The 11,146-nt window shown below is 74.9% G+C and carries 11 protein-coding genes and 1 pseudogene; 4 read left to right on the top strand and 8 right to left on the bottom strand.

Annotated features, from left to right (window positions below; genetic code table 11):
- Nucleotides 1-37: 37 nt before the first annotated feature.
- Together ACZ6Z8_RS15390 and ACZ6Z8_RS15385 are read left to right on the top strand one after the other, a co-directional pair.
- Nucleotides 38-841: an exodeoxyribonuclease III gene (locus ACZ6Z8_RS15390; RefSeq protein ID WP_465609893.1), complete on the top strand. Its 804-nt coding sequence runs from the start codon at nucleotides 38-40 to the stop codon at nucleotides 839-841.
- 177 nt (nucleotides 842-1,018) lie between these two features.
- Entirely contained in the window at nucleotides 1,019-1,606 is a 588-nt protein-coding gene (locus ACZ6Z8_RS15385; RefSeq protein ID WP_465609891.1) for a hypothetical protein, read from the top strand.
- A 69-nt stretch (nucleotides 1,607-1,675) separates the two neighbouring features.
- Here the strand turns inward: ACZ6Z8_RS15385 and ACZ6Z8_RS15380 are convergent, their stop codons facing one another.
- Nucleotides 1,676-2,422: a lysoplasmalogenase gene (locus ACZ6Z8_RS15380; protein ID WP_465609890.1), complete on the bottom strand. Its 747-nt coding sequence runs from the start codon at nucleotides 2,420-2,422 to the stop codon at nucleotides 1,676-1,678.
- A 234-nt stretch (nucleotides 2,423-2,656) separates the two neighbouring features.
- Here ACZ6Z8_RS15380 and ACZ6Z8_RS15375 point away from each other — a divergent pair, with 234 nt between their 5' ends.
- Nucleotides 2,657-4,438 carry a DUF2398 family protein gene (locus ACZ6Z8_RS15375; RefSeq protein ID WP_465609888.1) on the top strand — a complete coding sequence of 594 codons (1,782 nt, stop codon included), beginning with the start codon at nucleotides 2,657-2,659 and terminating at the stop codon, nucleotides 4,436-4,438.
- Nucleotides 4,439-4,671: 233 nt separating this feature from the next.
- Here the strand turns inward: ACZ6Z8_RS15375 and ACZ6Z8_RS15370 are convergent, their stop codons facing one another.
- The 4 genes from ACZ6Z8_RS15370 to ACZ6Z8_RS15355 all read right to left on the bottom strand — a co-directional run bounded on the left by ACZ6Z8_RS15370 (nucleotide 4,672) and on the right by ACZ6Z8_RS15355 (nucleotide 7,734).
- Nucleotides 4,672-6,045 carry an FAD-dependent oxidoreductase gene (locus ACZ6Z8_RS15370; RefSeq protein WP_465609886.1) on the bottom strand — a complete coding sequence of 458 codons (1,374 nt, stop codon included), beginning with the start codon at nucleotides 6,043-6,045 and terminating at the stop codon, nucleotides 4,672-4,674.
- Nucleotides 6,046-6,138: 93 nt separating this feature from the next.
- Nucleotides 6,139-6,318 carry a hypothetical protein gene (locus tag ACZ6Z8_RS15365; protein ID WP_380414412.1) on the bottom strand — a complete coding sequence of 60 codons (180 nt, stop codon included), beginning with the start codon at nucleotides 6,316-6,318 and terminating at the stop codon, nucleotides 6,139-6,141.
- A gap of 193 nt (nucleotides 6,319-6,511) precedes the next feature.
- Nucleotides 6,512-6,907, bottom strand: coding sequence for a MerR family transcriptional regulator (locus tag ACZ6Z8_RS15360; RefSeq protein ID WP_465609884.1), 396 nt, complete (start codon nucleotides 6,905-6,907; stop codon nucleotides 6,512-6,514).
- Nucleotides 6,908-6,954: 47 nt separating this feature from the next.
- Complete coding sequence (locus ACZ6Z8_RS15355) at nucleotides 6,955-7,734, bottom strand: alpha/beta fold hydrolase (protein WP_465609882.1); 780 nt, start codon at nucleotides 7,732-7,734, stop codon at nucleotides 6,955-6,957.
- Nucleotides 7,735-7,920: 186 nt separating this feature from the next.
- Between ACZ6Z8_RS15355 and ACZ6Z8_RS15350 the strand changes: the two genes are divergently transcribed.
- Nucleotides 7,921-9,180 carry a sulfite oxidase gene (locus tag ACZ6Z8_RS15350; protein ID WP_465609880.1) on the top strand — a complete coding sequence of 420 codons (1,260 nt, stop codon included), beginning with the start codon at nucleotides 7,921-7,923 and terminating at the stop codon, nucleotides 9,178-9,180.
- A 16-nt stretch (nucleotides 9,181-9,196) separates the two neighbouring features.
- On the opposite strand, the gene ACZ6Z8_RS15345 is transcribed toward ACZ6Z8_RS15350, so the two are convergent.
- From ACZ6Z8_RS15345 to ACZ6Z8_RS15335, 3 genes and pseudogenes are all read right to left on the bottom strand, one after another.
- A complete protein-coding gene (locus ACZ6Z8_RS15345; protein WP_350512702.1) occupies nucleotides 9,197-9,847 on the bottom strand; it encodes a TetR/AcrR family transcriptional regulator in 651 nt (216 codons plus the stop codon).
- 181 nt (nucleotides 9,848-10,028) lie between these two features.
- On the bottom strand, nucleotides 10,029-10,940 hold the full coding sequence (locus ACZ6Z8_RS15340) for an acyl-CoA thioesterase (RefSeq protein ID WP_465609878.1): 912 nt from the start codon (nucleotides 10,938-10,940) through the stop codon (nucleotides 10,029-10,031).
- Between the two features lie 123 nt (nucleotides 10,941-11,063).
- Nucleotides 11,064-11,146 (bottom strand): annotated as a pseudogene (locus ACZ6Z8_RS15335) (transposase); the annotation flags it as partial.

The following is an 11,146-nucleotide window of genomic DNA, read 5'->3' as shown; positions in this document are numbered from 1 at the left end:
GTCCGCACCGACCGAACCACCGGGAAGGCCGCCCGCCGTGACCGTCCGCATCGCCACCTGGAACATCAACTCCGTCACCGCGCGGCTGCCCAAGCTCCTGGAGTGGCTGGAGAGCGCCAAGCCCGACGTGCTCTGCCTCCAGGAACTCAAGTGCGCGGCCGACGCCTTCCCGTACGAGCAGGTCCGCGAGCTCGGCTACGAGACGGCCGCGCACGGCACCGGCCGCTGGAACGGCGTCGCGGTCGTCTCCCGGCTCGGCCTGGAGGACGTCGTGCGGGACCTGCCCGGCCAGCCCGGCTACCTGGCCGACGACGCCCTGCTGCCCGCCGTCGAGCCGCGCGCCATCGCCGCCACCTGCGGCCCGGTCCGGGTCTGGTCGGTCTACGTGCCCAACGGCCGCGAGGTCGACCACGCCCACTACCGCTACAAGCTGGAGTGGCTGGAGGCGCTGCGCAAGGCCGCCGCCGAGGACGCGGCCGGCCCGCGCCCCTTCGCCGTCCTCGGCGACTTCAACATCGCCCCCACCGACGAGGACGTCTTCGACGTCGCCGCCTTCGAGGGCCTCACCCACGTGACCCCGGCCGAGCGCGCCGCGCTGGAGGCCCTCGGCGAGATCGGCCTGCACGACGTGGTGCCGCGCCCGCTGAAGTACGACCGCCCCTTCACCTACTGGGACTACCGCCAGCTGGCCTTCCCGAAGAACCGGGGCATGCGGATCGACCTCACCTACGCCAACAAGCCCTTCGTCGACGCCGTCACCGACAGCTACGTGGACCGCGAGGCCCGCAAGGGCAAGGGCACCTCGGACCACGCCCCGGTCGTGGTGGACCTGGACCTCTGAGGCACCGCGGCTCCGCGCTTCGTCGTGACAGTGCGTGACGGGCCGTCGCTCGAACGGCTCTGAGCGGTGGCCGGGCCCGGAGGCCCTGCCTACCGTCGGTGAATGACCGGGTGCAGTTGAAACACCACGTGGACATGGGAGTCCCCGGCTGCGCCCGAGAATCCCGGAGGTTCCGGCATGCGCCCCATGCGTACGGCCGCCGCCGCCCTGATCGGCGCGACGGTGCTGACCGGTCTGACGGCCCCCCTCGCGGCAGCCAGGGACGGTGCGGCCTCGGTCAGCCCGTCCCAGGCCGCACCGGGCCAGACCGTGACGGTCACGGTCTCCTGCGAGAAGTCGGACAAGCCCGACGCCAAGACCATCTCGGCCCACTCCGCCGCCTTCGAGGGCGGCCCCGCGACCCTCACCCTGGGAGCCGACGGCAAGCACACCGGCTCCGCCCGACTGGCCTCCCAGTACAACGGCAGCAGCAAGGTCGACGGCACCTGCCCGGACGGCGGCACCTTCTCCACCAGCGTCACCGTGACCACCGTCGCCGCCTCCAGCACCGACAAGGGCCTGGGCGACTGGGGCAAGGCGGCCGGGGAGTGGGCCGGCTCGCTCGGTCAGTCCGGCGCCGGGAGCCAGCAGGTCGCCCCGCACGGCGCGGTGAAGACCGGTCTCGGCGGCTCGGTCGCGGCGGACCCCGCGGAGCTGGCCGGAGGGCTGGCCCTGGTCGCGGGCGGCCTCGGCGGCTTCTGGCTGCTCCGGAGGCGCAGTGCCTGACGGCCCCGGCCCCTCCGCACCAGCGCGTCGCGCCGCCGGACCCTGACGGGACGGCGGCGCTTCGACGCGTCAGACGGCCGGTCGCGCCCGCAACCGCGTGTGGTCCTGCTGCTCCTCGTGCCGCTCCTCGTGCCGCTCCTGCCGGAGGATGCCGCTGGCCAGCAGGTACTGGGCCAGCACGTACGTCGCCATGATCCAGAACTGATGCCCCGGCAGCTCGCGCCACTTCGCCAGTCGGGTCGCGATCAGCGTGTCGGACAGCAGGAACAGCGCCCCGCCCAGTCCGGTCCGCCAACCCAGCCCGGCCGAGGTGACGGCCGTCGAGGTGAGCAGCAGGCTGTACCCGGCCACCGGGACCTTCAGCTCCCCGAGGTCCGGCCAGAGCTGACCGACCAGGCCCACCCAGGCCGCCGCGTACGCGGCCGCGACCACCAGCGCGCGCCGGCGGTCGGTGAACGCCCCGCGCTGGACGAACATCGTGACGTAGCAGACGTGCGCGGCCGCGAACGAGCCCATGCCGGCCAGGAACGCGGTGTCGTCCTTCAGCTGCAGCAGCACGTCCCCGCCCGCGCTCGCCAGCAGCGCCGGGGCCAGCAGCTTCGGCGCCTCCCGTCCGGCGGCGGTCGCCGCCGACACGCTGTGCGCGGCCAGCAGCGGCATCAGGGCCGGCTTGGTGGCGTTCTGCAGCACCGAGGCCCCGGACAGGATCGAGCCCAGGTGCGCCGCCGAGGTGGCCGCGAAGCCGCCGAGCAGGCCGGTGGCCGAACGCAGGCGCGCGCCGAGACCGGTGGCGCGGGTGGTCGTGCGGATGCTCATGCGGGGACTGCCTCCGAGGTCGCTCGGCTGGGGAGATCCACCGACCCTACGGGAGCCGTTCGGGCGGGGGAAGACCGGGTTACCGGTGCGTAACCCGGGCGGGGCGCGGGCGGTGACGGCCCGGCCGGGAGAGCGGAGGGCGGGCGGCCGGTTCGAGGGCTCCTGCGGAGACTTCCTCAGGAGGACGGTTGCTGCCACCGGGTGACCCGGTCACCGTCTAGTCTTGACCCCGACATGGAGCAGCAGGAGTACGCGGTCGGCGCCATTCGGGTGGCCGCCGGCAGGCCGGACGGACGCACGGGCGGGGCGGGCCGGGGAAGCGCCGACGCCGTCCTCGCCGTACGCGGAGCCGGATGCGAAGCCGGTTGCGAATCCGCACGCGGGTCCGACGGCGAGGCCGGCCCCGTCGACGCCCTGGCCGGGAGCGGAGCTGACGACCCGCAGGCCTCCGCCGAAGGACTCTCGCCCGACCCGGGACTGCTTCGGCTCGCCCACTGGTTCGCCGCCGCCACCCCCGGCACCGCGGACGACCTGTGCACCGCCTCCTTCGGCCTCTACCCCGCCCGCCACCTCGGCGCCGCGGCCGTGCCCGCCGAGCCCGCCGTCAGCTGGTGGCACGGCCCGACCGCCCACGCGGGCGCCGTCCCGCGCGCCCGCGAGGCCCGCGCCGACGGCGGCCTGCGCCGCGCCCGCCGCGACGCCGCCGCACTGCCCGTCGTCCGGTCAGGCGCCAAGCGGGGCCGGCCCGGCAGGCACCGCAGGCCGGAGCGCAGCCGTGCCCTCCCGGAACTGTCCTGCGACGTGCAGGATCGTTCCGGTGGAGAACTCCCGGACGCCGAACGCCGCATCGCCGCCCGGCTGCTGCTCGCCCACCCGCTGGTCACCGCCTCCGGCCCGCACGCCGACGGCTTCCCCCTGATCCGCCGTCACCGCGACTGGCTCACCGAACGCTTCGACACCCTGCTCGGCTACCGCCTCGTCGTCGGCCCCTGGCACGCCCGGCTCTGCAAGGCCGGCCTCGGCCCCGGCGCCGCCCGCCGCCTCGAACACCCCGCCACCGGTGCCCCGTTCACCCCGGCCGGCTACGCCCGGCTCGCACTCGCGCTCGCCCTGCTCGTCGACGCCCCCGAGCAACTCCCCTACGGGCGGCTGCTCCAGGCGATGCGGGCGGCCGCGCCCGAGCTGATGGCCGGGGGCGGGGGCGGCGAGGGAGTCGACGTGGGGCTCGACGTGGGGCTCGACACGTCACTCGACATGGCGTTCGCCGCGCTGGCCGACTGGCAGGTGCTGGGCGAACTGCCGGCCGACCCGGGCGACACCGCCTTCGTGCTGACCGTCGACCGCGAACTCGCCCGCGCCGTCCCGGCCGGCCCGCCCGCGCTCGCCGACGACGCCGCCGACCTCATCCGCCGCGCCGCCGAGGCCGAGCCCGGCACCGCCGTGCGCCGCCTCCTCGCCGAGACGCCGGCCGTCCTCGCCGCCGACCTCCCCGAGGACCAGCGCGAATGGCTGCGCGAGCACCGGCTCAGCGGCCCGGCCGCGCTCGCCGAATTCCTCGGGCTGGAGGCCGAACTGCGCGCCGAGGGCGTCGCCCTGCTCGACCCGGCCGCGGAACTCACCGACCTCGCCCTCCCCGGTGCCGGCACCCTCGCCCAGGCCACCCTGCTGCTGGTGGAACGCCTGGTCGAGGAGGTCCGCCCGCTGCCGGGCGAGGACACGGGCGGCGACGTCCCGATCCCCGACGCACTGATAGACGGGGTCCTCGGCGACATCGCCGACGACCACGACCTCCCCGCCCGCTACCTCGCCGACCGCACCGCCCTGCGCCGCGACGCCCTCGACCTCCTCCACCGCCTCGGCCTGATCACCCCCACGCCCCGCACCACCTGGCTCCTCCGCCCCCCGGCCGCCCGCTACGCGCCGGCCCCGGACCTCCACCCCACCCCCGGCACCGGCCGCCACTCCCGCCCCGCCGGCCCGACTGCGCCCCCGCCCCGTGAGGGCCCGCACATCTAGCGACGCCCCTGGTCACCGGGCCCGCGCTCCGCCCCGACCTTCCGCGCCGATCCAAGCACCTGCCGCGCCCGACGCGTGTGGTCCCTGCAGCTGGTGCCGTGACCGCACGGGTTCGCCGGGTTGCCGGTCGGGACGCTGTGGACCGGTGCGCTCTCGGCGCGGTAAGGGCACGGTCGTCAGCCCGGCCGCGGCTGAAGCCGGTCCCCCCTGCTACGACCGAGCCGGACCGGGGGCTAGCCGGGAATGAGGGCGTCCCACTGGTCGCGGGTGGGGCCGTCGTGGTGCGGGGTGAAGTGGGGGCGGGCGGCGAGCCAGGTGGTGACGGCGTGGTCGACCTCCTCGGTGGCGTACGCGACGTCGGGGGTCCGTACGAGGTGGCGTACGTGGGCGCGGGCCCGCATGACGACCGGGTCGTCGAAGGCGCAGGCGGCGAGGGCGGCGGCGCGGTGGTCGGGGAGGGCCGAACCGTCCTTGAGGCGTTGTTCGTTGGTGCGGTCGGCGGTCACCTGGGCGTCGAACCAGGGGCGGATGGTCCCGGTGGTCCAGGCGTGGTAGCCGGCGGGGTCGGTGGCGACCTGCTCGGTGTGGCCGGCCAGGTACTGGGCGGCGCGCAGGCCGAGGGCCACGCCGTGGCCGAGGGTGGGGTTGGTGTGGACGAGGCTGTCCCCGGCGTTGACCAGGCCGGTGACGACGGGGCCGACGTCGTCGGTGAGGGAGGTCCAGCGGTTGTCCAGGCCGGCCATCGCCAGGACGGGCGACCGGGGTTCGGGGTCGAGGTCGAGCCAGGCGGCGCAGGCGGGGAAGTGCCGGAGGAGGGCCTCGAACACGGCGGGGTCGGTGAGGGCGCCGCGGGTGGGGTCGCCCGTGGAGAGCACCATGCTCAACGCGAAGGTGTCGTTGTCGGACGGGAAGACGCCGGCGAGCGCGAACCCGGCGGCCGATCCGGTCCTCACCCGCCCGGGGTCGCGCGGGCCGTCGGCGCGCAGGCGGTACCAGCGGCACACGTAGGTGATCCCGGTGCGGTGGCTGTCCACCACGGGCGGGCGGCAGCCGGCCTCGACCAGCCAGGCGGGGACCGGTGAGCGGCGGCCGGCCGCGTCGACGACGAGGTCCGCCGGGTGGGTGTCCGTGTCCGTCCGCACGCCGGTGACCCGGGGCGGGTCTCCGGCTTCGACGGTGAGGCCGCTCACCCGGGTGCCCCGCCGCACCTCGACGGTGGGTTCCCGCCGTACGGCCGCGGTGAGCGCGGCTTCCAGCACGATGCGGCGGGTGCGCAGGGTCACCAGCTCCTCGTCGCCGGCCCGGTGCGGGGGGTGCTCGTCGAACCAGTCGAAGTCGTGGTACTCCCGGGCCCCGCGGGCCAGCAGGTCCGCGTAGACGTCCGGGGCCTCGGCGCGCAGCACGCTGCGTACGGGCGCGAGGAACGAGTGGGGCTGGTCGGCCTGCGGGACGCGGGGCCGGTTCCAGTGGTAGAAGTCCTGGTCCAGGTCGCCTTCGGCCTGCCGGGTGTCCTGTTCGAACAACGTGACCGGGTGGCCGCGTCGGCCGAGCATGAGTGCTGTCCCCAGCCCGCTGATACCGCCCCCGATGATCGCAACCCGCGCCACTGGCTCCCCTTCGCGTCGTGTTGCGGGAGGATCCTAGCCCTTGATGATCTTCGATCGGGCGCCGGCCCCCGGACCGGGCGCGGGAGGCGGCGGCTACTTGCTCGCGGTGGCGGTGGCGAGCGGGCCGTGCTGGACGGTCTCCACGGTGGCGCCGACGCCGAGGGTGCCCAGGGCGATGGAGGCCAGGACGGCGGTGCAGGCGAGGAGGCGGCGGTGGCGCTGGGGGAGCGGGAAGCGCGGTTCCTGGTAGGGCGCCTGAGGGCTGGCGTTCATGACAGGGAGGGTTCCAGGGCGGTGTGAACGGTCGGTACGCGCGGGTGAAGTCCGGGCGGGGCTTGGGCGTCGATTGGCCGCATACGCCCCACCCGACCCGCGGGCGGGGCGTATGCGCTGGTCAGCGAGGCCGTCCGCGTTCGGGGAGGGCCTCGCCGACGGCGTCCCGTACGGCGTCCCGTAGGGCGTCCCGTCAGGCCGCCTGCTCCTCGATCGGTGCGTGCGCGGTCGCCAGGTAGTGGGAGAGCACCCGCCGGCTGCGGGTGAGGTCCTCGATCCGGGCGTCCAGGTCCGCGAGCTCGCCGCGCAGGGTGGCGAGCAGGTCCGGACAGGCCGTCAGGGCGGGCACCGGTCCGGTGGCGCAGGGCAGGATCCCGGCGATGATCCGGGTGGGCAGACCGGCCGCGAGCAGGCTGCGGATCTGCCACACCCGTACGGTGTCCTCCTCGACGTACTCGCGGTAGCCGGCCGCGGTGCGGGCGGGCCGGAGCAGGCCCTGCTCCTCGTAGTAGCGGAGCAGGCGGGCGGAAACCCCGGTCAGGCGGGCGAGTTCTCCGATGCGCATGATCGGGTCAACGCGGGCTGCCATAGGGGTTGTTCCCGGCCACGCCCGTTCCCGGCCCGGATCCCCTCGGCTCAGTTCTTCAGGAACTCCAGTACCACGTCGCGCAGTTGGGGAAGTGCCTCGACCATCGGCAGGTGCCCGGAGGGGAGTTCGACGAAGCGGGCGCCGGGAATACCCTCGGCCAGCAGGCGGTGCTGGGACGGCTGGACGAGCATGTCCTCGGCGGCGCCGACGACCAGTGCGGGCACGGCGATCGAGGCCAACTCCGCGCGGACGTCGACCCGGGCGGCCAGCCGGAACTGCTGGGGGAAACCGGCCGGCAGCGGGGAGCGGAGGCCCTCGCGCAGCGCCGCGAGCTGGTCGGCGGGCAGCGCGTCCACCCAGCTGTGGCCGAGGACGACGGTGAGCATCACCTCGGCGAGGTCGGCGGGCCGGTCGCGGAGCCCGACCATGAGCTCGGACAGGGCGCTCTGCCGGGCCGACCCGCCGGCCACGCCCGCGATCAGCAGCAGCGAGCGGACCCGCCCGGGGTGGCGGGTGGCGATCCGGACGGCGACGGCGGCGCCCAGTGAGAAGCCGGCCAGGTCGAAGGTGTCGAGGCCCTCCTCGTCGGCGGCCGCGACCAGCCGGTCGGCGTACTCGTCCAGGGTGGGTTCGCCGGGCTCGTACGGGCTGTCGCCGGAGCCGGGGTAGTCGGGGGCGACGACGGTGCGGTGCGCGGCGAGGTCGGGCAGCAGCGGTCCCCAGTTGTCCCGGGCGCTGCCCGCGGCGCCGTGGGCGAGCAGCAGGCCGGGGCCCGAGCCCTGGACGATCCGGGCGAGCGGGGCGGGGATGGTGGCGGTGGACGGCACGGGTGCTCCTCGGTGCTTCCTCGGTGGTACGGACGGACGGGCTGCATCGTCGGTCGGGCGGCCCGGCCGGGCGGGCGCTCGTTCCGACACCGGGAACGCTAGGTATTCACACCGGTGAGAAGGTCAACCGCGAAGTCCGGGCGTCCGCACCGGTCACGGAAAGCGCCGGGACCCCTACGCTGGGGTGTGGAGCGCCATCCGGACAGTGCCGTCCGGATACCGCTGCGCTCCGCCGCCGGGGCGCCCACCGTGCCCGCGTCGGCCGCTCCGGTGTTCGCCCCGGGCCGGGCGGCCGCCGAGGAGGTGCCCAGGCCCGTGTCCGGAAGCGTCAACGTGCCCGGAATCGTCAAGCCGCTGCCTGCCCAGTGGTTCGTCCAGCGCGACACCAACGCCGAGATGCGCTGGGAGGCGCTGCGCGACGCCGACGGCCGGGCCGCCGTCGGCCGTCATGTCCCGGTGGAACGGTTCTTCGTCCGCAACCACACCAGCACCCCGCTGATCGACCCGGCCGGCTGGCGGCTCAAGCTGTTCGGCAGCGGCCTGTCCGGCGCCCCGGCGCCGGAGCGGGCGGTGGAGTTCACCCTGGACGACCTGCGGGCGCTGCCCGCCACCCGGATCCACGCGCTGATCGAGTGCGCCGGCAACGGCCGCAGCTACTTCCACCGCCAGCAGGGCCGGCTCACCCCGGGCACACCGTGGACGCTCGGCAGCATCGGCTCGGCGAGCTGGCGGGGCGTCCGGCTGGCCGAGGTGCTGCGGGCCGCCGGGCTGACCGGTGCCGCGGTGGACGTGCTGCCCACCGGGCTGGACCCGGACTACATCGTCGACGGCACCAACTACGGCCCGGTGCGCCGCCCGCTGCCGATCGCCAAGGCGCTGGACGACACGCTGCTCGCGTACGAGATGAACGAGGAGCCGCTGACCCCCGACCACGGAGCGCCGGTGAGGCTGGTGGTGCCCGGCTGGGTCGGCATCGCCTCGATCAAGTGGGTCGGCAGCATCGAGGTCGCCGACCACCCGCTCCACTCGCCCTGGAACACCGTCTTCTACCGGATGTTCGGCCCGGGCCACCCGCCCGGCGGCGGGGCCGCGCTCACCACCCAGGTGGTCAAGTCCGCCTTCGAACTGGCCGAGGGCGCGCGGCTGGAGGCCGGGCGCGAGCACCGGCTGCACGGGCGCTCCTGGTCCGGCAGGGCACCGGTGCGGCAGGTGGAGGTGAGCACGGACGGCGGGCTGAGCTGGCGGACCGCCGAGCTGGACGAGGAGCCGTGCGCCGGCGACTGGACGCGCTGGAGCACCGTCTGGCGCCCCGAGCGGCCCGGACGTTACGAACTGCGCGCCCGCGCGACGGACCGCCGGGGCGCCACCCAGCCCGAACGGGAGGCCTTCAACCGCGAGGGTTACCTGTTCGGCGCGGTGGTGGCGCACCCGGTGACGGTGGTCTGAGCGCCCCCGACCGGGCTCAGCCGGTGGACTGGACCTCGTACGGGGCCGGGTAGTGGGTCTCGTACGGGGTCAGCACCAGCCGCACCACGTCCTCCAGCCGCCGCCGGGCGTCCCCGAGCGTGGTGCGGCCGGTCACCCACGCGGTCAGTTCGCCCTGCCAGGCGTGCGCGACGATGTGCCGCACCAGGTCGCTGGCGGCGGCCGGCACCTCGGCCGTCACCGCTTGGAGGGCGGCGCTGTCGGCCCGGGCCATGCCCTGCAGCGCCTCGCTGGCGAAGGGGTCGGTGGAGGCGGCGACGGCCACCCGTAGCCGGGCCAGCTCGGGCTGGCGCTGGTAGGCCCGCATCCCGCCGCGGACGAACCGCACCGCCCGGTCCGTGGCCCCCAGTCCGGCGCGCGGTCCCCGCAGTTCGGCCACCAGGTCCGCCAGCAGCAGACGGTGCCACTCGGCGATCGCCGCTGCCAGGAGGTGGTCCTTGGAGGAGAAGTATCGGTACGCCGTCCCCAGGGCGACTCCGGACCGCTCGCAGACCTGCTTCATCTGCAGCCGCTCGACGCCGATCTCGTTCACCAGGGCGAGCGCGGCCGCGATCAGGCTTTCGCGGCGTTCGAGCTGACGCGGAGACATCGCCTCCACCGGCCGTGGTGACAGGTCAACCTTGGTCACCCGCACCATGATACGGGCCGGGGCCGCTCAGGAGTATGACGCCGACCGGCCCCCTTCCGTTCGCCCGGCGGCAACCGGGCTCCCTCCGGAGCGTGCCGGGGCGTCCGGCGGCTCCCCGGGCGGCTGTCGGAGCGCCGGAGCGCCGGAGTGCTGGAGTGCTGGAGTGCCGAGACGCGCCGCCCTACGGCAGCCTGCGGATCAGCGCCTCCTGGACGGCCGAGGCCACCAGCAGGCCGTCCCGGTCGTAGAACTCGCCGAGCGACAGGCCGCGGCCGTCCGAGGCGGACGGGCTGCGCTGGGCGAACAGCAGCCACTCGTCGGCCCGGAACGGGCGGTGGAACCACATCGCGTGGTCCAGCGAGGTCATCAGCAGCCGGGGCGGCTCGGTGCGCTGGAAGAAGTTCGCCTGCTCGTGCAGACCGGCGGTGGAGGCCAGGGTGAGGTCGGACAGGTAGGTGAGCGCGCAGGCGTGCAGCAGCGGCTCGGTGGCCGGCAGCGGGGTGGAGATGCGCAGCCAGACGAACTGCTGCGGCATCCCGGGGACGGCCGGCGGCACGCCCGGGGCGTCCGGCGGCACGAAGCGCAGTTCGAGGTCGCGGAAGCCGTCGGAGCTCTTGATCGCGGCGCGCAGTTCCTCGTCCCAGTGGGAGAAGGCGTCGGGCAGGCCCTCCGGGGCGGGCAGCGGGGGCATCGCGCGGTGGCGGTCGTCGGCGGTCGGCTCGGGGAGCTTGAAGGAGGCGGTGAGGTTGAAGATCTCCTTCCGCTCCTGCACCGCCCGGACCCGGCGGGTGGTGTAGGTGAAGCCCTCGCGCAGCCGCTCGACCTGGTAGTCGATCGGCCGGGTCGGGTCGCCGGGCAGCATGAAGTAGCCGTGCAGCGAGTGCACCGCGCGCTTCGCGGGGCAGGTGCGTCCGGCGGCGGCGAGGGCCTGGGCGGCGACGTGGCCGCCGAAGGCGCGCATCGGGGCACCGGCGTGGCAGTGGCCCCGGAACGTGTTCCCGTCCAGCTGCTCGATCTCCAGCAGTTCGGCGAACGGGGCGGCCGGATCGGGCGCCTGATCGGTCGGCCTCTGCTGTTCTGTCAGGTCGGTCACGGCCCCATAGTGGCAGAAGCCAACCGTGCGACGGTGTGACCTGGGTAACGCTCCGGTCGAGTAGAACGTGTTTCATTGATGTCGCGGCACGACGGGCTGTCAGAGCCGTCACCTAGTGCCACATCAGGCAACGTTCGCCCTGGTAACGACTTCGCGTAGGCGCTCGTCGGCGGCGTGCTTGTTCCGCCAGATGATGTAGCGGCGGA

It is taken from the genome of Kitasatospora sp. NPDC101108, assembly GCF_055584725.1.
The sequence above is the reverse complement of the archived record's forward strand: the minus strand, read 5'-3'. Positions and strand labels throughout refer to the sequence as shown.